At 38.6% G+C, this 24,743-nt stretch carries 17 protein-coding genes; 8 read left to right on the top strand and 9 right to left on the bottom strand.

Annotated features, from left to right (window positions below):
* Positions 1-8: 8 nt before the first annotated feature.
* Entirely contained in the window at positions 9-521 is a 513-nt protein-coding gene (locus ACQ5J2_RS02165) for a hypothetical protein (RefSeq protein ID WP_432672050.1), read from the top strand.
* A gap of 89 nt (positions 522-610) precedes the next feature.
* On the opposite strand, the gene ACQ5J2_RS02160 is transcribed toward ACQ5J2_RS02165, so the two are convergent.
* Complete coding sequence (locus ACQ5J2_RS02160; RefSeq protein ID WP_026704702.1) at positions 611-811, bottom strand: cold-shock protein; 201 nt, start codon at positions 809-811, stop codon at positions 611-613.
* A gap of 397 nt (positions 812-1,208) precedes the next feature.
* Here ACQ5J2_RS02160 and ACQ5J2_RS02155 point away from each other — a divergent pair, with 397 nt between their 5' ends.
* Entirely contained in the window at positions 1,209-4,592 is a 3,384-nt protein-coding gene (locus tag ACQ5J2_RS02155) for a T9SS type B sorting domain-containing protein (RefSeq protein ID WP_432672049.1), read from the top strand.
* A 126-nt stretch (positions 4,593-4,718) separates the two neighbouring features.
* Here ACQ5J2_RS02155 and ACQ5J2_RS02150 read toward each other — a convergent pair whose 3' ends face one another.
* Both ACQ5J2_RS02150 and aspS read right to left on the bottom strand, forming a co-directional pair.
* Entirely contained in the window at positions 4,719-7,409 is a 2,691-nt protein-coding gene (locus ACQ5J2_RS02150) for a T9SS type A sorting domain-containing protein (RefSeq protein WP_432672048.1), read from the bottom strand.
* A 5-nt stretch (positions 7,410-7,414) separates the two neighbouring features.
* A complete protein-coding gene (gene aspS, locus ACQ5J2_RS02145) occupies positions 7,415-9,163 on the bottom strand; it encodes an aspartate--tRNA ligase (protein ID WP_432672047.1) in 1,749 nt (582 codons plus the stop codon).
* A 136-nt stretch (positions 9,164-9,299) separates the two neighbouring features.
* Between aspS and ACQ5J2_RS02140 the strand changes: the two genes are divergently transcribed.
* Positions 9,300-10,295 (top strand): TlpA family protein disulfide reductase, encoded by a 996-nt coding sequence (locus tag ACQ5J2_RS02140; RefSeq protein ID WP_432672046.1) that lies wholly within the window; start codon positions 9,300-9,302, stop codon positions 10,293-10,295.
* 195 nt (positions 10,296-10,490) lie between these two features.
* The gene (locus ACQ5J2_RS02135; RefSeq protein ID WP_432672045.1) at positions 10,491-10,835 is read left to right on the top strand and encodes a toxin-antitoxin system YwqK family antitoxin; all 345 of its coding nucleotides are present in this window, start codon (positions 10,491-10,493) and stop codon (positions 10,833-10,835) included.
* 100 nt (positions 10,836-10,935) lie between these two features.
* On the opposite strand, the gene ACQ5J2_RS02130 is transcribed toward ACQ5J2_RS02135, so the two are convergent.
* Positions 10,936-11,178: a hypothetical protein gene (locus tag ACQ5J2_RS02130; RefSeq protein ID WP_432672044.1), complete on the bottom strand. Its 243-nt coding sequence runs from the start codon at positions 11,176-11,178 to the stop codon at positions 10,936-10,938.
* Positions 11,179-11,834: 656 nt separating this feature from the next.
* Between ACQ5J2_RS02130 and ACQ5J2_RS02125 the strand changes: the two genes are divergently transcribed.
* Together ACQ5J2_RS02125 and ACQ5J2_RS02120 are read left to right on the top strand one after the other, a co-directional pair.
* Complete coding sequence (locus ACQ5J2_RS02125) at positions 11,835-12,473, top strand: hypothetical protein (RefSeq protein WP_432672043.1); 639 nt, start codon at positions 11,835-11,837, stop codon at positions 12,471-12,473.
* An 89-nt stretch (positions 12,474-12,562) separates the two neighbouring features.
* Positions 12,563-13,096, top strand: coding sequence for a T9SS type A sorting domain-containing protein (locus ACQ5J2_RS02120; protein WP_432672042.1), 534 nt, complete (start codon positions 12,563-12,565; stop codon positions 13,094-13,096).
* A 970-nt stretch (positions 13,097-14,066) separates the two neighbouring features.
* Here the strand turns inward: ACQ5J2_RS02120 and ACQ5J2_RS02115 are convergent.
* From ACQ5J2_RS02115 to ACQ5J2_RS02095, 5 genes are all read right to left on the bottom strand, one after another.
* Complete coding sequence (locus ACQ5J2_RS02115; RefSeq protein WP_432672041.1) at positions 14,067-14,423, bottom strand: hypothetical protein; 357 nt, start codon at positions 14,421-14,423, stop codon at positions 14,067-14,069.
* A complete protein-coding gene (locus tag ACQ5J2_RS02110; RefSeq protein WP_432672040.1) occupies positions 14,416-15,390 on the bottom strand; it encodes a polyprenyl synthetase family protein in 975 nt (324 codons plus the stop codon). The genes ACQ5J2_RS02115 and ACQ5J2_RS02110 overlap by 8 nt, the downstream gene beginning before the upstream one ends.
* Before the next feature lie 87 nt (positions 15,391-15,477).
* A complete protein-coding gene (locus tag ACQ5J2_RS02105) occupies positions 15,478-17,346 on the bottom strand; it encodes an OmpA family protein (protein ID WP_432672039.1) in 1,869 nt (622 codons plus the stop codon).
* Between the two features lie 9 nt (positions 17,347-17,355).
* Positions 17,356-18,309: a PorP/SprF family type IX secretion system membrane protein gene (locus tag ACQ5J2_RS02100; RefSeq protein ID WP_432672038.1), complete on the bottom strand. Its 954-nt coding sequence runs from the start codon at positions 18,307-18,309 to the stop codon at positions 17,356-17,358.
* A 12-nt stretch (positions 18,310-18,321) separates the two neighbouring features.
* Positions 18,322-22,131 carry a gliding motility-associated C-terminal domain-containing protein gene (locus ACQ5J2_RS02095; protein ID WP_432672037.1) on the bottom strand — a complete coding sequence of 1,270 codons (3,810 nt, stop codon included), beginning with the start codon at positions 22,129-22,131 and terminating at the stop codon, positions 18,322-18,324.
* Between the two features lie 629 nt (positions 22,132-22,760).
* Between ACQ5J2_RS02095 and ACQ5J2_RS02090 the strand changes: the two genes are divergently transcribed.
* Positions 22,761-23,360 carry a TetR/AcrR family transcriptional regulator gene (locus ACQ5J2_RS02090; protein WP_432672036.1) on the top strand — a complete coding sequence of 200 codons (600 nt, stop codon included), beginning with the start codon at positions 22,761-22,763 and terminating at the stop codon, positions 23,358-23,360.
* 3 nt (positions 23,361-23,363) lie between these two features.
* A complete protein-coding gene (locus ACQ5J2_RS02085; protein WP_432672035.1) occupies positions 23,364-24,713 on the top strand; it encodes a TolC family protein in 1,350 nt (449 codons plus the stop codon).
* Positions 24,714-24,743: the final 30 nt, after the last annotated feature.

Genomic DNA, 24,743 nt, shown 5'->3' with positions numbered 1-24,743 from the left:
ACATTATCATGAAAAAAATACTTTCTTTAGTCCTTGTTCTTAGCTTTTTATCCAGTTGCAAGAGCAAAACAGAAGCCCTAGAAAGCGATAGTAAAGCCAATGCTACTAAAATTTCGGAGTGTCCTGAAAACGCACAATGTACCCAAGCGGTTTTAAAAAATACTGCTCTTGCCATTGAGGACGACGGAATTGGGAAGCCGTTTTATACCGTCGTTGAAAAAACAGGCACAACTGTATATCAATACAAACTCATTGAGGAGCAAGACCAGCAATATGTAGACGGTGGCTACCGCGAAGAAATTGTATTTGAACTTCCTTCGAACTTTAAAAACGGCAGTATTTCTGGAAAGCAAATCTTGCAAGCCAAAGCATTGTTTGGCGTTTTCTGCTACTGCAAAGGAAAAGCGGGTTACTACTCCATTCAAGAAGGAACGATTACCAAAACGGACAAGGCAATTGTGATTGAAATTCCAGCATTAGTCGACGGGCAGAAGTTGAGAACCATTAAAATAGCGTTGTAGATAAACTCTAATTTACTCCATAAAAAAAAGCGTTTCATTTCTGAAACGCTTTTTACTCCTTCGAGGTAATAAAAATAATCTATATATTTTTAGTCTTCAAGAGCTACTACTTGAGCAGCAACTTTACCTTTTCTTCCTTCTTCTTCTTCGTAAGATACTCTATCACCTTCGCGAAGTTCTTCCGCTCTGATTCCTGATGCATGAACGAAAATGTCTTTTCCTGTTTCTTCGTCTGTAATGAATCCGTAACCTTTAGACTCATTGAAAAATTTAACTGTACCTGTACGCATTGTAATAATAAAAATAATTAATAATGGTACAAATGTAAACTTTAATATCATACAACCAACATGTTAAGTTAAATATTTCGAAAATAATTTAAAAAAAGTTGTTTTGGAGTATATATTTATTCAAAAGCACCCCGTTTTATGATGGAAACTGCGGTTAGATTTTGTTGCGAAATAAATGTTTTAGGGCGTGGTAATCTATCAATTCAAGTATTAAATTACTTAATAGCGAAATAAGACAGTCGTATTTATAACGCCATTTGAAAATGAATCGCAGTAATTGTAGTGCCGCTAATGTAGCTTATAAAATTAGTAGTAGGCAAGGGATTATTAGTAATTAATTGGCATTAATATGTATCTTTAGCCCCAATAAACGACCTGTTTAATTGAATTTTAGGATATGAAGGGATATTTGATAGTACTTTCGCTTTTTTTTGCCCTTCTAGCAAACGCACAAGGAGAAGCAACCAATTGGTATTTTGGTGAATACGCGGGACTAAAATTCATGCCTGATGGAAGTGTCATTCCGCTTTCGGATGGGCAAATTGTTACCAATGAGGGTTGTAGTTCTATCTCTGATAGTAGTGGAAACTTACTATTGTATACGGATGGAAAAACGGTTTGGGACCGCAATCATGTAATTATGCCCAATGGTGTAAACTTATTTGGCGACCCGTCAAGTACTTCTTCTGGTATTATTATTCCGAAACCAAACGACCCTAATATTTACTATATTTTTACCGTTGACGAACCCCATCAGGAAAATGCCGCCGCTTACCCCAATGGTTTTACTGGCGAATATCAAAGTCAACCCGGACAGACTGTTCCAACGGACGACGATGGTTTTAATAATGGATTTAATTATTCCATCGTAGATTTATCAGTAATAGGAGCAAACGGGAGTATTGGTGATGTAATTAGCAAAAACAACCACTTGATAACGTATGATACCAGCCCAAGCAGTCTAGAAATACGATTTAAATGTTCAGAGAAGATAACAGCCGTAAGAGACCCGAGTACCAACAGCTTTTGGATTATCACGCATTTTATCGATAAATTTTATGCTTTCAAAGTAGATGCAACGGGATTGAATACGGATCCAGTAGTGACCACAATAGGTGCAAATATTGGTATTGTTGGATACCGGAGGAATGCTATTGGGTATTTAAAAGCTTCGCCCGATGGCCAAAAATTAGCAGTCGCACACAATCAGAATGGCAATCTACCAGGTGAAGCTACACTTGGAACGGGAACAATTGAATTATTTGATTTTAATGTAGCTTCAGGTATTGTTTCAAATACGCAAACGGTGCTTCCGAACATACAGCCCTACGGACTGGAGTTTTCTTCTTCGTCCGAAAAGCTTTATGCAAGTTATCGAGTGAATGCGAATCCAAATATTGAATTGGCTCAATTTGATTTACTTAGTAATAACATTACGGCTTCAAAAACGATACTTTATGATTCGACACCTTCCCTTTTTGGACTACAGCTCGCTCCAAATAATAAAATTTATATCAGCACGAGTACTAGTGTTTTAGGCGTGATTAATGATCCTGATGAAAATGGGTTGTTGTGCAATTATACGCATCAGGGACTCCAATTAGCAGTTTTCACAACCTCTCGACTGGGACTTCCTCCGTTTATAACTTCTTTCTTTTTTACGCCCGCGATTCAGTTGGAAAATGCTTGTGTGGGTCAGAATACTGCATTTCAGTTCAACACGAGTCAAGAAATTACAAGTGCCACGTGGGATTTTGGCGACGGAAGTTCTTCGTCAGATTTAAGTCCAACGCATGTATATGCTACCGCAGGAAATTATACCGTTAGTGTTACGGTTGTTGGAGCAAACGGTTCGGGAGTTAATACCCGTGAAATAACAATTCATGCATATCCTATTCTAAATGCAGCTGTTGTTAATTTGAAACAATGCGACGACAATAATGATGGATTTAGTGCTTTTAATCTCAATGAAATAAAATCACTTTTGGTAAATGATGCTACAAATCTGACTTTTTCCTTCTTTGAAACACTTTTAGAAGCTGAAAATAATACGGATGCGTTTACAAATAGTACCAATTATACCAATCAAAATATAAATAGTGAGGCGATTTTTGTTAGAGTTGAAAATACGAACGGCTGTTATGCTACCGCTCAAATTAACCTTCAAGTTTCCACCACTACAATTCCGGCAAGTTTCCAAAAGGTCTTTGCGGCATGTGATGACTTGGCTTCGGGAAGCCTTACCGATGGTGTAACAACTTTCGATTTCAGTTCAGTAACCTCAGAAATTCAAGCACAATATCCGCCCGGACAAGCAGTAGATATTACTTATTATCGAAATCTTGCTGATGCTTTGGCAGAACTAAATGCGATTACAGACATAAGTAATTATTCCAACATTGGTTATCCAAATACGCAGAACATCTACGTTAGAGTGGACAGTGAAGTCAATAATGATTGTTTGGGATTGGGACATCACATCACGCTAAACGTAGAAAAGATTCCAATTGTGCAACCTCAAACCGTCAAAGAGTGTGACGACAATGAAGATGGGATACTTAACTTTGATACTTCGAATGTAGAGGCGAATTTATTGAATGGGTTGGCTAATGTTTCTGTCATTTACACCGATGAAAATGGGGTTTTATTGCCAAGTCCGTTACCGAATCCTTTCACTACTTCTTCTCAAACGGTAAGTGTGATTGTGAAGAATAATTTTGGTAAACAATGCGAATACAGTTCTACCCTAACATTTGTAGTGGATGACTTGCCGGAAGCATTTGCGATTCCTACCAACTTAACTAGCATTTGCGATGACGAAATGGACCCTCAACTTCAAAATGGTGAAGTTCCCTTTGATACAACTGCATTTGAATCGGCTATTTTAGCAGGACAAACGGGATTGAATGTCAGTTATTTTGATGCAAATAATGTCGCTTTGCCAAGTCCATTGCCTAATCCCTTTACAAGTAGCACACAGACCCTTCGAGCAGAATTTACCAATCCTTTAAATGCAATTTGCACCGCAACGGTTTACATTCCATTGGTTGTGCTTGCAACCCCTTCTGTACTTTTAACAGGAACCGAATTAATTTGTACCGATGATTTGAGAGCCACAAGAGTAATTGATGCAGGATTAGTACATCCATCGACGCAAAATGACTTTACGTACGCTTGGTTTTTAAACAATATTTTAGTTCCTAACGAAACGAATTATGTTCTTACGGTTGACGAAGGAGGAATTTACACCGTAGAGGTAACCAATCAAAATGGTTGCACAAGCACAAGGACGATTGTTGTAACTGCTTCCAATGCCGCAATCATCGAAAACATTACGATAACTGATTTATCTGCCGACAACACAATTGAAATTACAGCCTCTGGATTGGGTGATTATGTATACAATTTGAATGACGGTTATTATCAAGAATCTCCGGTGTTCTCTGGACTTCAGTCGGGAATTTACACCATCGGAATCCAGGACGTAAAAGGATGTTCTTCCGTGTTTGAAACCGTTTATGTAATTGGTGCACCAAAATACTTCACGCCAAATGCAGATGGATATAATGATTACTGGAACGTGAGCTTTTTAGACCCTAATTTAGAGTTGAAAGTGACCGTTTTTGATCGGTTTGGAAAATTACTCAAGCAGTTTAATGCAAGAGACCAAGGTTGGGACGGAACTTACAACGGTCAAGAGCTGCCATCAACGGACTACTGGTTTACAATTGAATTTCAGTCGGGCAGAATGTTCAGAGGACACTTTAGTTTACGACGATAAAGAATACTATTATTTTAGCGGTATTTAAGTTCAAAACAGCGAATAAAAAAAGCCCCGAAAGGTTCGGGGCTTACTATTGTTTTGATGTTAATTGAAGCTACAAACCTCAAATCTAAACCTAGTAAATTATTCTTTTATCAACTTATTGCTAATAACTTCACCACTTACCAATTTCATTTGAATGATGTAAACTCCTTTTGGAAGATTTTCAGTAACAATTGAATTATTAACAATTGTAGTGTTGATTTGTTTTCCATCTAAAGTAAATAGCGTAACCGCTGTAACGTCATTAGATATCTGTAATACATTTTGCACTGGATTTGGATAGAACAACACTGTTTTATTGAACGTATTCTCGCCAATTCCTAAATTGGTGTTTAAGTAATATTTAGCCACTGCGAAATCTCCATAACTAGTTTCAGAGAATGTTGTTCCAGATACAATAATGTTATTGTCGTTTGATAGTACAATTCCAGATGCAAAAGCATAATCATCATTAAAGTCTGAGTTTACAACACCGTTTGTTCCAAAAGTGGTGTCTAATGCTCCATTAGAGTTCAGTTTCAGTACGGTAAAATTTGTGGAGGCATTTCCTGAAGCTCCAACAGCAACAATTTGTTGATTATCCAGTATTTTAAGCGCTTCAATGGTGTTGATTAAGTTAGTGTCGAAATAAATAACACCATCGGTATCAAAGCTCGTGTCTAGTGTGCCATCTGTATTCACTCTAAACAATAAGGTATTTGAACCGTCGTTGTACGTATTTGCCATAAGGATTTTGCCATCCGCTTGAATCTGTAATCCTTTTGGAATGTCGGCTGAGCTTGGAATTCCTATTACGAATATTCCTGAAGTGTTGAACGTAGTATCTAAAACTCCGTTTGCATTCGTTCTAAAAATGACAATCTGAGAATCATTGTTCGCATTCACAAATGTACCTACCGTTACTATTTTTCCGTCAGCCTGTGTGTCAACCAACAACAACTCGTCGTAATTTGGCGTAGCATTTATCGTTGTAATTCCATTGCTTCCAAAAGTAGGAACTAGGATACCATTCGCATCTAACTTCGCCAACATAAAGTTGAACGACGAAACGTTATTTACTGTTGAAACAACCCTTCCCGCCACAAGTATCGAGTTATCAGCGAGTACTTTTATATCAGCGGTACTTGAAAAAGCAGTTGTAATCGTTGCGAAGCCACTTACACCAAAACTCCCATCAAGTGTTCCGTTACTGTTCAGTCTAATCACGGTAGCGTTTAAATCAGTAGCCAATAGTATTCTACCATTTCCATCTACTTTGACACTATTTACGGCGTCGTATATTTGAGTGTTCAATTTGAAAATACCATTCGTACCAAAGCTTGTGTCAATGCTTCCGTCCGCATGGTAACGAACCACACTCAGAATCGAATTTTGATTCACATGACTCGTTCCTGCTACAATTATTTTTCCATCGGCTTGAATGGTCGAGCATTTGGATTCATCGTAACCCTCATACGGAAAGTAGTACAACGATTTACCGTCGGTGCCAAAACTTAGGTCCAAACTGCCGCTTGAATTGAATTTGGCGACACCTATTTTATTTAAAACCAATGTTTCCTCCGTGTTACCGCTAACGATTATTTGATTGTCTACAAGACTAAAATCACTACCCGTATCATTATTGGTAAAGAACGAAAACTCCTGGAATCCGCTACCATTAAAACTGGTGTCAAGCGTTGCATTCGTGTTGATACGCATCATTAGCAAGTTGTTGTTAGACGCGTTATTTACAATAGTCGAGGAATTAACAAACACAAACACCTTCCCATCGGCTTGAATCTTAAACTTTTTGCTTCCGTTTCCAAAGTTAGTGGGTGCGGTAAATGTCGCCACCCCGCTAGTGCCATACGTCGTGTCATAATTCCCATTCGTATTCAACCGGATGAGTTTGAGTTTTGGCGATGAAGAAACATAGGAAGTATAGCCAAACAGTATTTTGCCATCCTCTTGTAGCGCAACATTTAAGAAGTCATTAAAAACAGAAGTAGCGACTACTTTTTTTCCATTGGAATTAAACGAAGCATCCAGTGTTCCACTTGAATTGTAACGTGCAACAAAGATAGAAAATGTAGAGGGAGCATCACTTACAGTAGTTCCCCCCACAATAAACTTCCCGTCTGAATGAATGGCAATTGTTTTTGCAAATTCCGTATCGCCGATGTCTGTTGTAATACTTCCGTTGTTGCCAAATGCTGTGTCCGGTATTCCATTTGCATTGTAGCGTAACACTCTGTAATCCTGCGAACCACTATAGAAATCAGACAAAACTAAAAACTTCCCGTCGGTTTGTATAGTAAAATCTTGCATACTTCTAGAAGTAGTATCAGAGTCGTTACTTACAATCCCGTCCGTGCCAAAAGTAGTGTCCAATGTCCCATTCGTGTTGTAACGCATCAAAACAACGTCAAAGTTTAGACTTCCACCAATGACAATCTTGCTATCACTTTGCACCAATACTTTAGTAGCAAATTCAATATCATTAATGATGATTTTCCCATCTGTATTAAAGCTCGTGTCTAACGTTCCATCCGTATTCAGTCGCAACAAGTAAGTGTTACTAAAATAACTGCCTTCCACGTTTCCAAAAAGAAGTAGCTTCCCATCACTTTGCACCGCTTGGCTTTTCACAATGAAGTCAGCTTGACCAATATTGGTAGCTACAGTTCCATTAGTGCCAAAAGCAGTAAACAAATCACCAGCATTCTGTGCAAAAGAGAGTTGGAGCATAAAAAAGAAACCAAAACTCAGTATTACATTTAATTTTTTATTCATAAGTATTACCCTTTAAGTTGTATATGTAATTCGTTCAACTGCTTTTCATCAATAACAGACGGAGCATCAATCATTACGTCTCTTCCTGAGTTGTTCTTCGGAAACGCAATGAAGTCGCGGATGGTTTCCTGACCGCCTAAGATGGCTACCAATCTATCCAGCCCAAACGCCAATCCTCCGTGAGGTGGCGCTCCGTATTGAAACGCATCCATCAAGAACCCAAACTGATTCCTAGCTTCTTCATCCGTAAAGCCCAAGTATTTAAACATTAACGCCTGAGTGGCTTTATCGTGAATTCTAATGGAACCTCCTCCTATTTCGTTCCCGTTTAATACCATATCATAAGCATTGGCACGTACTTTTCCAGGGTCGGTTTCTAGTAAAGCCATGTCTTCTGGTTTCGGAGACGTAAACGGATGGTGCATGGCATGGTAGCGTCCGCTTTCTTCGTCAAACTCCAATAAAGGGAAATCAACCACCCACAAAGGAGCAAAAACCGCTGGATTTCTCAAACCCAATCGCGTTGCTAATTCCATACGCAAAGCCGAAAGAGCACTTCTTGTTTTGTCTGCAGGTCCAGAAAGCACAAAAATCATATCGCCCGTTTTCGCATTTGTGGCTTTCGCCCAATTGGACAAATCTTCTTGGTCATAAAACTTATCCACCGACGATTTGTAACTGCCATTCGCTTCACATTTTACATACACCATTCCGGAAGCTCCCACTTGTGGTCGCTTTACCCAGTCAATTAAGGCGTCAATTTCTTTTCTCGTGTTGCTTGCACATCCAGGTGCTGCAATTCCTACTACTAATTCTGCGGAATTAAACACAGGGAATTCCTTATGTTGGGCTACGGCATTCAACTCACCAAACTTCATCTCAAAACGAATATCCGGCTTGTCATTTCCGTAAGTCTTTATTGCGTAATCATACGTGATTCTTGGGAATTTCTCTACTTCAATTCCTTTTAGTTCTAATAACAAATGGCGCGTCAAACCTTCAAACACGTTTAGGATGTCTTCTTGTTCTACAAATGCCATTTCACAATCTATTTGGGTAAACTCCGGTTGTCTATCCGCACGTAAGTCTTCGTCACGGAAACATTTCACAATCTGAAAATACTTGTCCATTCCCCCAACCATCAACAATTGTTTGAAAGTTTGTGGAGACTGTGGCAAAGCATAAAATTGACCTTCGTTCATTCTACTTGGCACCACAAAATCCCTCGCACCCTCAGGTGTCGATTTGATGAGGTATGGTGTTTCAATCTCGCAAAAATCCAAATCAGAAAGGTACTTACGTACTTCCATGGCTACTTTATGACGAAACAATAAGCTGTTCTTCACCGGATTTCTTCGGATGTCTAAGTAACGGTATTTCATTCGGATGTCTTCACCCCCGTCCGTTTCATCTTCAATGGTGAAAGGAGGAGTGATGGCTTCGTTCAAGATATTCAGTTCAGTAACTAATATTTCGATATCACCTGTAGGTATATTTTTATTCTTTGCTTCGCGTTCAATTACGGTTCCTTTTATTTGAATTACAAACTCACGTCCCAAGGTTTTGGCTTTTTCAAAAACAGCCTTGTCCGAGCGACTTTCGTCAAAAATCAATTGCGTAATTCCGTAGCGGTCTCTTAAATCGACCCAGTTCATGAATCCTTTATCGCGTGATTTTTGTACCCATCCCGCTAAGGTAACCTCTGTGTTGATGTGGGAACTGTTTAATTCTCCACAATTATGACTTCTGTACATATCCTTTTGTTAAGTTGCAAAAGTAAAAAAAGTAAACGGGTTAAGTGATAAAACTATTAAACTTGACATAATTATTTTCTTTCCCAATTAAATAAAAAACTATATTTGGTATTCTAAAAATGAAAACAACAACGATATGAAGAAAATAACAACAGTAATTCTTGCAGGAGTGCTTTCCGTTTCAGCTTTCGCCCAAAAGAAATACGTCACCTTTGAAGCTAAAATTGACAACAAGAACGGCGAAAAACTCTACATACTAGGTCCTAATAAATACAAGAAGGAGTTTGTACTCAATAAGTCGGGTGTTTTTAAGGACACTTTAAACATTACAGAAGGGATGTACCGTCTTGACGATGGGGTGGAAGGCACTTCTCTATTCTTGAAAAACGGAATGGACCTTAAGCTCAAGATGGATGCCAAAATGTTTGACGAAAGCATCGTATATACCGGTAAAGGCGCTAAGGAGAACAACTTCCTAGCCCAAACGGCATTGGCTGAAGAGCAGTACAACTACCCTGAGTTATTAAAAGCCGATGAAACAGCGTTTACGCAAATGGCTACTGAAAAGCAGCAGGCCGATTTAAAACGATTGGCGGATGCTAAACTGGATGCGGCTTTCACAAAGCTCTATACCGCAGAAATTCAAGGTTCGATGATGGGCTTACAGCAGTATTATAAGGAAGAACAAGCGATGCAGAAAATGAACAATGCGCCGTCGCCTACCTTTAATTATGAAAACCATAAAGGCGGCATGATGAAGCTAGAAGATTTACGCGGAAAGTATGTGTACATTGACGTGTGGGCTACTTGGTGTGCTCCGTGTCGTGCCGAAATTCCGTATTTGAAAATGGTCGAAGAAAAGTTTCATGGAAAAAACATTGAGTTTGTAAGTATTTCTGTTGATACCAAAAAAGATTATGAGAAGTGGAAGAAGTTTGTAACCGATAAGGAACTTGGCGGAATCCAGCTCTATGCCGATAACGACTGGAACTCCGACTTTATCAAAGCCTACGGCATCACTGGCATACCGCGCTTTATACTAGTTGACCCAAAAGGAAACATTGTTAATGCAAATGCCGACAGACCATCTTCGCCGGCTTTAACTACCTTGTTTACCGAAATCTTAAAATAAGTAGTTCTTATAGTTCATTATAGCAAACCGTCTATTTTAGACGGTTTTTTTTGTTCCAATGTTAAGCTTTGTGCTATGTTACCAAATTGTTAAGTAAAAGTTTTGTAAATGTAAATTATTTTTTTACATTTGGATATGCAATTGCTACAAAGCGATTGTAATCAAAACTATAACCCCATTAAAAAAACAACAGCGATGAAAAAGTATATGATATTAGGAGCATTGTTATTCTCAGGTCTACTCTTTGCTAACCATCCGCCTAAGCATGAGGTGGCGGGCGATTTAGTAAAATCGACGTACTACCACGAAAATGGCAGCATCAGTCAAGAAGGTTTCTACAAGAACGGTAAAGTACACGGCGAATGGGTATCCTATTCAGATAAAGGCGAGCGAACAGCAGTGGCGCTCTACAATGAAGGCGTGAAGACGGGTAAGTGGCTATTCTTGAACAAAAAAACATTAAATGAAGTAGAGTATTCAGATAGTCGCGTAGCATCTGTGAAAACATGGAAAGAAGAAACATTAGTGCACATAGACTAATTAATTTATTTGGTTAAAAACGGAGAAGCGTTCTAGTGTAGAACGCTTTTTTTTGTTGTACATAGTGGTATGCCGTTGCTATTATATTTGTGTGCAAGACTCAGTTTTGTCCATACAGTAACCCAAGAAATAATAGATGACTCGGGAATGACACATAGCAGGAAAGATGATAAGCATTGACTCCCACCGTCATTGCGAGTAACGAAGCAATCCTATAAACGAGTTCTATCCCAACTGCATCAACAATAGCAATCCCATCAATCACTTCCACTCGGTTCATGCAATCGTCTTGCTCGTATCCATTAGTGGTTATCTTAAGTATGTGATTCCTCCGTAATGACATATAGCAGGGAAAATGATAAGCATAGATTCCCACCGTCATTGCGAGGAACGAAGCAATCCTGTAAACGAGTTCTACCCCAACTGCATCAACAATAGCAATCCCATCAACCACTTCCATTAGGTTCATGCAATCGTCTTGCTCGTATCCGTTAGTGGTTATCCTAAGTACGCGATTCCTCCGTAATTACAAATAGCAGGAAAGATGGTAGACATTGATTCCCACCGTCATTGCGAGGAACCAAGCAATCCTATAAACGAGTTCTACCCTAACTGCATCAACAATAGCAATCCCATCAATCACTTCCATTCGGTTCATGCGATTGTCTCGCTCGTTCCCGTTAATGGTTATCTTAAGTATGCGATTCCTCCGGAGTGACACGTAAATCGGAAGAGAATAGATGTTACGTACTATTAATCGATTGTAAGGTTGCTTCGTTCCTCGCAATGACGGAAATACTGACAAGTAGCAAGGAAAATAATAAGCGTAGCATTGCATTTCACTCTTGTAGCTTGGTTTTTAGCTCTTACTGATGGCTATTTCATACTGTATGCGTCACTTTTCATTACAGCATCTTTGTTCTATTAAAAAATACTTCTTAAAAAAATTGCAGCACCGTATTATTATTTTTAGTAAATTTCAATTCTAAAATGCTTCTTATGAAAAAAAATTACTTTGTAGCAATATCAGTACTTATGGTGGGTTTTTTAGCGCATTCACAAGTCGTGCCTACACCTTGGGTTACGATAAGTCAGTCAGCTAACGTTGAATTACCGGGAGACTGTACTACTTTAGCCGCTGATTATTTCAAAATAAAGCCTACCACTTCCTATCAAGTAGAGGCGATAACCTATCAGACGGCGTTTGCTTTCACTGGTGGCACTATCCTAAACATTATGGGAGATGACAAGTGGTCTCCTCTCCTTGAATTGCCCTTTAAGTTTTGTTTTTACGGACAAATGTATCAAAACCTTATCGTTGGGTCTAATGGGGTTGTTTCTTTTACCACTACGGGACCCAATAATACACCTAGCGGCTACTGCCCTTGGCAATTTTCTGGCGTAATTCCTAGTACTACTTTTAGTATTAAAAATGCCATTTACGGCGTGTATCAAGATACAAACATTAACCAATCGTCTATTCAAAACGATGGAATACAGAATGTCAATTATTACAGTGGTGGCGTCGCTCCAAACCGTTATTTTGTGGCTAATTTTAATCGGATACCTAATTATAATTGTGACGGTAGCTTAGGAGCTGATTATACCTCTGATATGGGCTGCAAACCAGTCAAATAGTCATTTACGAAACCACTAATATTATAGATGTATACGTTTACAAACGTACGCCATGTACCACTTGGAATGGTGGTTCTGGAGTAATCGGTTTGCAAAACAATCCCGGTACGTCGGCAATCACTCCTCAGGAAAGGAACACCGGAAATTGGTCAGCAAGTCAAGAAGCATGGCGGTTTTTGCCTAATGGTACAGAAACGACTCCCTTAGTGACCTTGCAATGGTTTGACCAAAACAGCAACATCATAGGAACAGGAGATTCGATAGAAGTTTGCCCTACGACGAATCAGCAGTACAGCGTGTCGGCTACCTATACCCGTTGTGGCGGGACTGATGTTATTATGGTGCAAGATTCCTATGCAGTCCAAATAGAAAATCTTGCCGTGCACGACGCAAATCAAGCAAATACTGCTTTCCAAATGTATCCCAACCCTGTAGATAATTTGCTCCATATTAAATCCAATACTGCGTTAGAGTCCGTCGAAATCTATTCGCTTCAAGGACAAAGGGTGTTGACAACGATTCAAAACCAAATCAATGTATCTCAACTTGCATCGGGAGTCTATTTGATTCGAATTCTAGATGTAAATAAAGCTAGTGTTACTAGAAAGCTCGTGAAGAATTAAAAATACGGCTGTCGTTCTTTTTAATGTAAAAGTGAGCTTGTGCTTTATTTTGTGTTAGCAATCGTAATTGCTAGTTTGACCACCAAATAGTAAACCGCCCCTTGTGGCGGTTTTTTTGTGCGTTCCGTCGTTATTGCGAGTAACGAAGCAATTGCACTCTTTGCTTATCGCTCGTATACGTTAGTGGTTATCCTAAGTATGCGGTTCCTCCGGAATGGCAAATAGCAAGGAAGATAATAAGTGTTACGTACTATTAATCGATTGTAAGATTACTTCGTGCCTCGCAATGACGTGAAAACCAACATGTGCGAGAGAAGAGAATGGTAGTTCTACTGTATTATTCTTATGTACGTAGCTTTTTTTACTACTGTACGAATGTATTTAATCAGTTTTCACATCCATTGTTTTAGTGTTGCAAGCAATAATTCTAATGTATGACGTGTTTTTACTCATTCAACTGTATCGTACATGTTTAAAACAGCACCGCACACCGCCACAATAACATCTTACATCCGTTCGAAGGTATCGCACACTGACACAATAGCACCTTGCATCTGTGAGAATGTGTCGCACACTGCCACAATGATGTCTTACATCCGTTCGAAAGTGTCGCACACTAAAACAATAGCGTCGCACATACGGAAAACAGCAGCTTACAACTTCGAAATACCGTTCGACATCTGCTTAATAATGTCGTACAGTACTAGAATGGTCTCGTACAATAAAATAATTAATGCTTACACACGTAAAATGAAAGGCTACAAGAAAAAAATGGAAGTCGACACGTGGTTTTTACAAACGCACATCAATTAATGGTTATTTGCTACAGAAAAAAACGTTGGCTACAGGTTCTTTTTAAAATCTTCAGAGAAATAGTCGAAAAGAAGAAAGTAATATTTGTCCGGTATTGGAGAAAATATAAATGACGACAGGAGTCTTTTATTCAATGAAAAGCAGGAAAGGAGGGATGCTAGTATTTATTTCTAAACCAAACCTTCTGCCATTGTCTTTTCAAAATCAAAAAAGCAACTTGACCTGATAATTGAGAAATATCAGAGCCGTCTAGCTTCTTGATTTCGCTTTCAGAAACGTCGATGATGTAAAGTAAGTTGAGGTATTCGGCAAATTTGAATTGGATAAGTCGGTAAACTTTTTCGTGCACGAGTATTTTTAAATCTTCGGGTAAGGTATTTTGAGGAATGTCAATAGGTTCATTTGCCGAATTGAAATCTTTATTGATTTGGTCAATTAATTTCTGGTACAAATTTTCTTTTTCGGCTTCTGCCAAAAGGTTTTCTATTGAAATTGGAACAATATAACTATACATTTCTGCTCATTAAATTTTGGCCAAATAAACGTAACATGGCTTTCTTGTCTTCGGCGATGTGCATTTTTTCTAAAGTCTCAAACGCTTTCATGGTAAAGACAGTAATTCCTTCTTGAGTTGCTTTTGCCGCTCCCGTTTTATCAAAAACCATTTTCACAGAAGCTACTTTATCTGCAGTGTCGTCGGGCTGAATGGAAAATAAATGCATCAATTCTTCCTTTTGTTCTGCCGTAGAAAATTCTTGGGCTTTGAGGTATAAATAGGTCTTTTTATTTTCAATAATATCACCTCCCACTTGCTTCCCGAAGGTGGCTGGGTCGCCAAAAGCGTCTAAGTAATCGTCTTGCAACTGAAACGCCAAGCCTAAATTGAGTCCGAAATCATAAATTAAATCGCAATTTTCAGTAGAAGTAGAAGCAATTATGGCTCCCATTTTCATTGCAGCAGCCACAAGAACAGCTGTTTTGTATTCAATCATTTTTAAGTATTCAGTGATGGTTACGGTGTCGCGATTTTCAAAATCAACGTCCCATTGTTGTCCTTCGCATACTTGAATGGCGGTTTTGCTAAACAGTTTAGCCAAATCTCTGAATACAATTGGTTCGTATTGTTCAAAATATTGGTACGCCAAGATAAGCATGGCGTCACCCGAAAGGATTCCGGTGTTTAAGTCCCACTTTTCATGAACGGTTTCGTTACCTCTTCGCAAAGGGGCATCATCCATAATATCGTCGTGAATCAATGAGAAGTTGTGAAAAACTTCGATTGCCAAAGCGGCTGGCAATGCTTCTTTATAATTTGCTCCAAAAATTTCGGCAGTCATTAAAGTTAAAGTGGGCCGAATGCGTTTTCCTCCTAAGCTCAATATGTAACTGATGGGTTCGTATAAATTTTTAGGTTCACGAACGATTTGTTGCTCTGCTAAATATTCGGAAATATATTCTTGGTATTGCTTGATGGATTGCATGATTTGGAATTTTCGGCTAAATTATACTATTTGTTGGATTAATCGAAAGTGTACAAGATTCAAATTAAAGTTAAACTGTGAGCGTATTTATTTAACAATTAAAAACTCACATCTACGGTTGACTGCATGTTCTGGTTCTGTACAGTTAGCACCACAATCTATCAATGGTTTTCGTTTTCCGAAACCTTTGGCTTTTAAGCGCTTTCTGTCTATTCCGTTTGACACTAAGTACTCTAAAACATTGCTTGAACGTCTGAAAGATAAGCGTAAGTTATATATATCGGATGCTCTTGAATCTGTATGTGCACCAAGTTCCACTTCCATTCGTGGGTGTCTTTTCATAAGGTCAACCAATTCTTGTAGAATCACTGCACCTTCGGGTTTAATGTCCCATTTATCGTAATCAAAATAAATATTCTCTAATTCTAGATATACTAAACCGTCGTCTTTCTTCACCAGTCGCTTCTCAGCATCTAAATAGGATTCAATTTCTAATTCGATGTTATAGTGAACAACACCATCATCTTTGGTCTCGAAATCAATTGTTTTTGTTACATACAAATCTCTTTCAGCAAAAATCTTGTACTTCTTGTTCGGCTCTGTGTTAAAAACATAATTGGCATCAGCCCCAACCACTAATTGACCAATCAACTTTTCTTCATCATCATAAAGTGTGACAATGGTTCCTGGCAATAATTCTTTAGTATGTATGTCCTTAACAAATCCTTCAACTGTAAATTTCCGGCCGTTCTCTTGTCGAGCAAAGGAGTATAAATTATCGCCTCCATCGCGGTTTGACGAAAAATAACCGATACTATCGCCTTCTTTTATTACAAAAGAAAAATCATCGGTTCCCGTATTTAGTGTTTCGCCAAGATTTATAGGTTTTGCATAGACTCCATCATACGAATTTGACATAAAAATATCTAGACCACCCATACCTTGCAATCCATCTGATGCAAAATATAAGGAATTGTCTGTGTCAACAAAAGGAAATTGTTCTCTGTGTTTTGAATTGATGTTATTGCCTAAATTAACAGGTTCTCCGTACGTACCATCTTTATTTATAGCAACAGAATAAATGTCAAATGAACCATAGGAATCAGGTCTGTCGCTTGAAAAATATAATTTATCCTCATCTGGACTTAAACAAGGGTGTTGTGTAGAAAATTGGTCGCTAGAGAAAGGCATTACGGTAATGTTTGTCCATTGATTGTTTTCAAATTGTGCTTTATAAATCTTGACAGAAGCATAAAGTTCGTCACCAACGACTACTCTTTCATCACTTGTTCTATTAAAATACATAGTTTTTTTGTCCTTGGTAAAAACCGCCGAACTTTCGTGTGTATTTGTATTGACTGTTTTAGAAAATGGTTTGACTTTTTCTAATAGTCCTTCATTTGAAAGTTTGCCTTCAAAGAGGTCGAGGTACGGTTTTTCATTCCATTTATACGCTGGACCTGAGGCGCTTCTTAAAGAGGCGAAAACTATTTTATCTCCAAAGATGGAAATTCCAAAATCTCCGGTAGCGTTTGTTGATATTTTTTTTACCGTATAATTATAAGGAACTATGGTATTAAGATGCTCTTTAAATTTTCGTGTATTAACATCAAAACCTCTGTATATAGTCATTACTTCATCTGCTCTTTCAATCTTGTAAATCCCATGTAAAACATGTGCATATTTAAAAAAATACTCTGGTTTTACGCTGTCTTTGTACGTTGAAATTAAGTTGGCATAAGGCTTTTCAGCAAAGTGCATTTGATTATTAAAATAGTAGCAGTCCCCTAAGTTTTGTAATATTTCCTGACTCGGTTTTAAGTTTTCATATAATTTAGCTGCTTCAACGTAGGCTTTTTCTGCAAATAATTTATCCGCTTTATTGGACGCATTTTTTTGCGCCAAAACTACTTGACTCATAAAAATAAGGAACAATATATAAGTAATTCTTTTCATTATTGTTGTTTAAAAAAATCGAGGTGATTTGTCGTATCCTCTATTATCTTCTTTTTTATCCTTTTTTGCACCTAAATCGAAAAGCATCATAATCTCATGTGAACCTGAATTGAATCTTCCCAAATTAGTCACGGTATAATCATATGCATAACCTATTCTCAGTGTTGGCGTAATTTTGAAATTGATTAATCCACTCACTGCATCCCCGACACGATAGGCGGCACCTAGTTCTACTTTTTCGTTTATTAAAAAATTAGACGTAATATCCACCGATAACGGAACACCAGCGGCCGCTCTTGTCATGAAAGCGGGTTTAAATTTTAGATTTTCGTTTAAATTAAACACATAACCACCAGTAAAGAAATAATGAATCGTTTCTACACCTGTTCTTACTACGCCTTGGTCTTTTTCAAGATGTTTGGAAGTAAGTAAATTCGGACTTGATAATCCGAGGTAATAATTCTCGCCAAAATAAAACGTACCTACACCTACATTTGGAAACGTCTTACTGAGGTTATTTCCGAAAGCAGGGTCTGGCAAATCATCTGAATACACAAACCCATTAAAGTTAGTGCTAAAAAAAGAGGCACCTGCTTTCAATCCGAAAGAGATTTTATTGGTTTCATTTATTTTTACAACATAGGCGAAATCAGCAAACACGCCGGTTTCCTTTACTACATCGCCAATTTCATCGTGAACGACGGACAAGCCCACTTCTACATTTTTTGCTAACGGAGAATGAGCAAAAAACGTTCCCGTCGTTGGGCCACCCACAGCTCCTACCCATTGCATTCTATAAAGCGCTCCGAAATTCATACTTCCTGAATCAGTTGCATACCCCGGATTTACCGTACTCATGTTATACATATATTGGGTATACATCGGGTCTTGCTGTGCTTTTATTTGCAAAGAAAGCAACAACAATGGAATCAGAAGACTATATTTAAGTACTATTTTTATCATATTCATATCTAATTACCTGCTCAAGTAAACCCTTCCTTGAATCTCTTTTTTTACCCCATCGTTGAAGTTTAAAATAAAGAAGTAGACTCCCACAGGCACTTCATTACCTCCTATTTTAATTCCCTTATCGCTCGAACCGTTCCAATCTGGTTGAGTTGCATTACCTTCAAAAAGTACGTTACCCCAACGGTTGTAAATTTCTATTGTGAAATTAGGATAGAGTATTCGAATGTTTTTAATGACAAACGCATCATTAATTCCGTCTCCATTTGGCGAAAATCCATCTGGAATAATAATTGTCGTGACGTCACAGTTTTTAACGGTTACAGTCACTTCAAGTCGGGTAGTGCTTTCACAGCCTGCTGGAGAAACAATAACGGCATAGTAGCTCGTTCCGTCAATTAATACGTCAGTATCGGCATAGGCAGTACCATTCATGGGTGCATTATACCAAATGATTGATTGAGGTTCAACAATTCCTGAAGACAAATCTCCAACCGTAGCATTATCATCCTCACAAAATTCGTTTGTTCCCGTAAAGGTAGGCGAAGCAACTACATCGATTGTGAATGATTTAGCATCAAAGAAATGACTTGATACTCCGCAACTATTTCCCGAATTAGACTGAAGTGGACTAATTGTTAGTGTACTTGTTCCAACAGTGTTTAATACATTGGCAGGGATTATAAAACTTGCCGTTCCATTTGTAAACACCACTGAAATAGTATTCGTGAAAGTGATGGCGCCTGAAATTGTGTAGAGTAATTGATAAGAACCGTTTGATAAATTGGAAGCATCTGTCAAAACAATAGTCCAATCTGAATTTAAACAAATCGCTCCAACAGCTATAGTTGCTAAAGTAATGGTAGGAAGCGCATCTACCGTAACCGTTACTGCAGCCGAATCTGAAGGACATGCCAATGTTCCTGCTAAAGTGTACGTGTAAATTCCGCCAGCATCAATCGAAGGGTCAAAAACACCTGTCCCACTTGTCAATGCCGGAGACCAAACACCTCCTAAGTCAGGATTTCCACCTAATAAAGTAAACAAATCTAGAGAGGCTGCATTTTCACATAAAGTAATAGTGCCATTAGTACCTGCATTCAAACTTGGACTTATAGCAACAGTAACAGTTGCTGAATCTGTTGGACAAAATCCAGTTAATGTATAAGTATATATTCCCGGTAAATCTATTAATGGATTAAAAACACCTGTTCCACTTGCCAATGCGGGAGACCAAACACCTCCTGTGTCAGGATTCCCACCTAAGAAAGTAAATAAATCAGCAGAAGAAGCATTAAGACAAAAAGTTACATTACCATCATTTCCTGCATCAAAAAGTGGATTGATTGTTACTGTTACAGTAGAAGAATCTGGAGGACAGTTTGCTGTTCCAGGCACCATGTACGTATAAACACCAGCCAAATCAACCGACGGGTCAAAAACCCCGGTACCGCTTGTTAAAGCAGGAGACCAAGTTCCTCCGATGTCTGGATTCCCCCCTAGAATGGTAAATAAATCTGTTGCCAAATCGCTTTCGCAAAAAGTTATTTCACCACTAATCCCTGCATATAAACTTTCTAGTATAGAAACGGTTATTGTTGCTGAATCAGATGGGCATGATGATGTTGATGTTAAAGTGTAAGTATAGCTTCCAGCCAAATCAATTGATGGGTCGAAAACACCTGTACCGCTTACTAAAGCAGGAGACCAAATTCCTCCCTCATCAGGACTCCCTCCTAAAAGGGTAAATAAATCTGTAACAGAAGCACTTTCACAAAAAGCGACGGCGTTATCTATTCCGGCATCTAAAAGTGGTTCTACTGTTACATTTACAGTAGAAAAAACAGGTAGACAAGGTGATGTTCCTATCAAAGTGTAGGTATAAACCCCAGACAAGTCAGTCGACGGGTCAAAAATACCCGTGCCGCTTGCTAACATAGGAGACCAAATCCCGCCCAAATCAGGAGTCCCTCCTAAAATGGTAAATAAATCTACAGCTGAAGCATTTTCGCAAAAAGTTACCGCTCCACTAATTCCTTCATCCAAACTTTCAATAATAGACACTGTAATTGTTGCAGCAGCAGAAGGACAAGATGATGTTGATGTTATCGTGTAAGTATAACTGCCAGCCAAATCAATTGATGGGTCAAAAACACCCGTACCGCTTGCTAAAGCAGGAGACCATGTTCCTCCTGTTTCAGGATTCCCTCCTAAAACGGTAAACAAATCTGTAGGCGAAGCATTTTCGCAGAACGTAACAACATTATCTATTCCCGCATTTAAAAGCGGTTCTACAGTTACATTTACAGTAGAGAAAACAGGTGGACAAGGCGATGTTCCTATCAAAGTGTAAGTATAGACGCCTGCCAAATCAACCGACGGATCAAAAACACCAGTATTACTTGTCAACGTTGGAGACCAAACGCCTCCCAAGTCAGGAGTTCCTCCCAAAATAGTAAATAAATTGGTTGTTGTATCGCTTTCGCAGAAAGTTACCGAGCTGCTAATTCCTGGATCTAAACTTTCGATTATTGAAACAGTAACAGTTGCTGAAGCAGGGAGACAAGATATTGCCGCTAGAGTATAGGTATAAACTCCCGCTAAATCTACCGACGGGTCAAAAACACCACTACCACTTCCTAGCGAGGGAGACCACGTTCCTCCCAAGTCAGGAGTTCCTCCTAAAGTGGTAAATAGATCTATAATAGAGTCGCTTTCACAAAGCGTCACTGTACCATCTACTCCTGCATCTAACAATGGCTCAACAGTTATTGTTACAGTCGCAACTGCAGGTGGGCATGAAGCCGAAGTGGTTACCGTATAAGTAAAAACATAAGGACTTCCTACTTCTGCTAAACTCGAAATATCCAAAGTCCCTAAATTTCCATTAGTGGTGGTAACTGGTCCGGTCCAGGTTCCTAAATTTGACGGAGTACCTAATACGTTTTCAAATAAATTGATGTCTGGACTTGAAGGCAAATCCGTTGCACAAATAGTAAAATCTGCACTTTCTCCTGCTTCATTCTCTGGTTCCAAACTAACCAAAACTTCGAGTCTTTCCGCACTTTCACATGGAGCACTAACCGTTGTTCCATAATACGTTTGACCGTCAACTAATGGTGTTGTAGGTGCCAATACTAAAGCCGAACTATTCGTTAAGTACCAGTTATTGGCTCCACTTGCCACCAAGTCGTTAACTGTTGGTGGGTTTTCTATATCATTACAAAAACTCTGAAGAGGTTCCCCTGTGGGTACAGTGACTATATTTACCATGACAAACACAGCTAGTCGCGACGTGAAACATCCTGTAATTGGATTGGTTTGTCCAGCATAGTAAATAGTGCCAGAAGTCAATACAGTAGTTGAAGATAATGGCGAACCATTAAATGGCGTACTGTACCATTGTACCTCATTACCCACGGCACTTAACAAAGCAATGGTTGCTTCATTTTGATTTGCAACACAAATTCCTTGGAAATTCAATCCTGTTGGTGCGGTATAAATACTAACGGTAACCGCTGTTCTACTACCACAATTTCCCGTGCTATTATCTAAGTAGTATATTTTATTATTAATCAGTCCTGTGCCAAAAGGAATCGGAGTTGTAGAAGTAGCCGTATTGAACCAGGCAATACCTCCACCATTATCCGTAGCTACCAAATTACCCACGGTAGGACCTTGTGTGTCACAAAACGATTGACTTAATTCTGCAGTGCTTGGGCATTGTGCAACGACTTCAGACACTCCGAAAAAGAGCATGAAAATCAGCAATAAGGAAGTCTTTCTTTGTAAGAAAATATACTGGAGAATATTTTTCAAAATATAGTGTATAAACAATCCATATTATGGTTTGCGTTTTTTAAAATTAATTATTAATTGTGGCAATTCATTCTTCGTTGTAGGGAAGAAGAGAGCCTTTTGAATTGAAATAAACACCAACTAAAGTCATTACATCTTTAAAATTAAAATATTATTTCTCTATCATTACTTTCTACTGCTATGATTTCGAATTTTATACTTCTAAATAGTCACAGTAGAGCACCAAAGGTAATGTCAAAAAATTGAATTAATTCATCTGTTGCTTAGAAATAATTTTTAGCAAGAAGTTTATTTTGAGCTTACCGGGTCTTTCAATGTTTAGATGGCTTTTATAATAAGGAAAGGCTATTAAATTCTTTAACGAATCAATAATCCATCAGCTGTACACCTAGGCTTAAATTGTGGCTGTAAAAATAACAATAATCTGCATACTTAGTATATAATAATGGTCTATTTCTTAAAATTTACACAAAAATAAAACGAATACGCTCCTAAATAATACCCCTTCGTCCCTTGTTAAAGTACACTTTTCGGTAACAATTTTAAAATAAACAGAAAAACTTTGGAAACTACTAGAGTTCTTAAAGTTTCCTTCCTACATTTGCAATCGAAATTAAAGGGAGATACTAATGATGAAGGCAAAGATTTTAAACAAGTCCAGAGAACTCTTTCTCAAGCTCGGTTTTAAAAGCATCACGATGGACGACATTGCTCAAGAAATGTGTTGCAGTAAGAAGACGCTCTATAAGTTTTTTGCCAATAAAGAAATCTTAGTGCAGAAAACCGTTGAGCATGTACAAGATGAGATAGAACTCAATATATCGCGCATACTAACTAAAAACAAGAACGCAATCGCGGGCAACTTTGCACTATCCGCTTATTTCAGGGAGATGTTCAAATCATCGGAGACCTCGCCTATTGACCAGTTGAAGAAGCACTATCCGGAGATATACAGTAAGGTTCACGAACGACAAGTGAAGGAATGCAAAGTGTGGTTTGTGCATAACATCCAGAAGGGCATCGATCAAGGCTATTTTCGAAGTGAAATTGATGCTGACGATTACGCCAATTTCTATTACATGCTTATATTTCAAATTAACGAGAACACCCTTTATGAGCGAGACGCCGCTGCTCTAGAGTTGAAAGCCCTAGAATACCACCTCCGTGCCATGGCAACTCCGGCCGGAATTAAAGAATTAGAACAACAATTAGCTCAAACACATCCTTAATCAATGAAACAAATCAGTCTATTTATCACTTTTCTCTTCGTGTCACAAATGGCGCTGTCGCAAAATGACCCTGCTAAATCCTATCGTTTTTCGCTAGAGGAAGCCATCAATTTTGCCATCGAGAACAACTATTCTTCAATAAATGCAAACAGAGATATTGAGGCGGCCGAACAAAAAAAGTGGGAGACCACCGCTGCAGGCTTGCCGCAAATCAATGCAGGCGTGGACTATACCAATAATTTTCAACTGCAAAAGTCGGTAGTGCCTGCTGAAATCGGCGGAGGCACTCCCGGAGAGTTTATAGAGCTAGCCTTTGGTACTAAACACACCATGACCGCTCGTTCGCAACTGAGTCAAATAATTTTTGACGGGTCGTACATCGTTGCACTTCAAGCGTCAAAGACTTATTTGAAGTACTATAAAAATTACAAGCAAAAGAACACCAATGAAGTTCGGGAGATGGTCATTAATTCCTACGGCAACGTCCTTCTAGCTCAGGAAAACATCCGAATTTTAAACAAGAACAAAACTACGCTTGACCAGACACTCTTTGAAACCAATGAGATTTTCAAAAACGGACTGATTGAAGAAGAAAATGTTGAGCAGCTTAAAATCACGCTGTCGTCAATTGTTAGTAATTTAAATTACACCTTGAGACTGCAACTCATCTCTATGAATATGCTCAAAATCAACTTAGGAATCCCTGTGGATGCCGAGTTAATTTTAACAGACGAGCTCCAACAACTGAGTGATTCCAACTTAGACTACGCGTTAGCCGCTCCTTGGTTTGATGTCAAAAAAAGTATTGACTTTCAAATCAGTCAAAACCTAGTGGACCAACGCAGATTAGAGTTGAAACTAGAGAAAAGTAAAGCCTTGCCTAATCTTTCTGCCAATGTCAACTTTGGATACAATGCGTTTGGCAATGAATTTAACTTTTTTAACTCCGAACAGAAGTGGTTCAATTATTCTAATTTAGGAATGTCTTTAAACATTCCAATTTTCAGTAGCTTTGGACGTCAGGCGAAAACGCAACAGGCGAAGATTGCCTTTGACCAAGCCACAACGCAACAAACCGAAGCCGAACAGAAGCTCCTTTTGCAATACCAAACTGCCAAAAGCGACTATGAGTTTCGCATAGAACAATACGCGAGTGCCAAAGAAAACTTACGACTTGCCGAACGCATCGAACGCAAACAGAATGTGAAGTTTACCGAAGGTATTTCAACCAGTTTTGACTTTACCGATGCACAACAGCAACTTTATAAAGCCCAACAGAATTACTTGCAATCCATGGTAGACGTCATTAATACGAAAGCCACCTTAGATAAATGGACAACCGTTTCTAACTAATCACAACACACCTCTTTTAAATAGACAACA

This window comes from Flavobacterium sp. SM2513, from assembly GCF_050908145.1.
Taxonomy (GTDB): domain Bacteria; phylum Bacteroidota; class Bacteroidia; order Flavobacteriales; family Flavobacteriaceae; genus Flavobacterium.
The sequence above is the reverse complement of the archived record's forward strand: the minus strand, read 5'-3'. Positions and strand labels throughout refer to the sequence as shown.

Excerpts from the sequence above, each read along its gene's own strand:
- ACQ5J2_RS02165 (WP_432672050.1), top strand. The coding sequence starts at position 9 with ATGAAAAAAATACTTTCTTTAGTCCTTGTTCTTAGCTTTTTATCCAGT.
- ACQ5J2_RS02160 (WP_026704702.1), bottom strand. The coding sequence starts at position 811 with ATGCGTACAGGTACAGTTAAATTTTTCAATGAGTCTAAAGGTTACGGA.
- ACQ5J2_RS02155 (WP_432672049.1), top strand. The coding sequence starts at position 1,209 with ATGAAGGGATATTTGATAGTACTTTCGCTTTTTTTTGCCCTTCTAGCA.
- ACQ5J2_RS02150 (WP_432672048.1), bottom strand. The coding sequence starts at position 7,409 with ATGAATAAAAAATTAAATGTAATACTGAGTTTTGGTTTCTTTTTTATG.
- aspS (WP_432672047.1), bottom strand. The coding sequence starts at position 9,163 with ATGTACAGAAGTCATAATTGTGGAGAATTAAACAGTTCCCACATCAAC.
- ACQ5J2_RS02140 (WP_432672046.1), top strand. The coding sequence starts at position 9,300 with ATGAAGAAAATAACAACAGTAATTCTTGCAGGAGTGCTTTCCGTTTCA.
- ACQ5J2_RS02135 (WP_432672045.1), top strand. The coding sequence starts at position 10,491 with ATGAAAAAGTATATGATATTAGGAGCATTGTTATTCTCAGGTCTACTC.
- ACQ5J2_RS02130 (WP_432672044.1), bottom strand. The coding sequence starts at position 11,178 with ATGTCATTACGGAGGAATCACATACTTAAGATAACCACTAATGGATAC.
- ACQ5J2_RS02125 (WP_432672043.1), top strand. The coding sequence starts at position 11,835 with ATGAAAAAAAATTACTTTGTAGCAATATCAGTACTTATGGTGGGTTTT.
- ACQ5J2_RS02115 (WP_432672041.1), bottom strand. The coding sequence starts at position 14,423 with ATGTATAGTTATATTGTTCCAATTTCAATAGAAAACCTTTTGGCAGAA.
- ACQ5J2_RS02110 (WP_432672040.1), bottom strand. The coding sequence starts at position 15,390 with ATGCAATCCATCAAGCAATACCAAGAATATATTTCCGAATATTTAGCA.
- ACQ5J2_RS02105 (WP_432672039.1), bottom strand. The coding sequence starts at position 17,346 with ATGAAAAGAATTACTTATATATTGTTCCTTATTTTTATGAGTCAAGTA.
- ACQ5J2_RS02100 (WP_432672038.1), bottom strand. The coding sequence starts at position 18,309 with ATGATAAAAATAGTACTTAAATATAGTCTTCTGATTCCATTGTTGTTG.
- ACQ5J2_RS02090 (WP_432672036.1), top strand. The coding sequence starts at position 22,761 with ATGATGAAGGCAAAGATTTTAAACAAGTCCAGAGAACTCTTTCTCAAG.
- ACQ5J2_RS02085 (WP_432672035.1), top strand. The coding sequence starts at position 23,364 with ATGAAACAAATCAGTCTATTTATCACTTTTCTCTTCGTGTCACAAATG.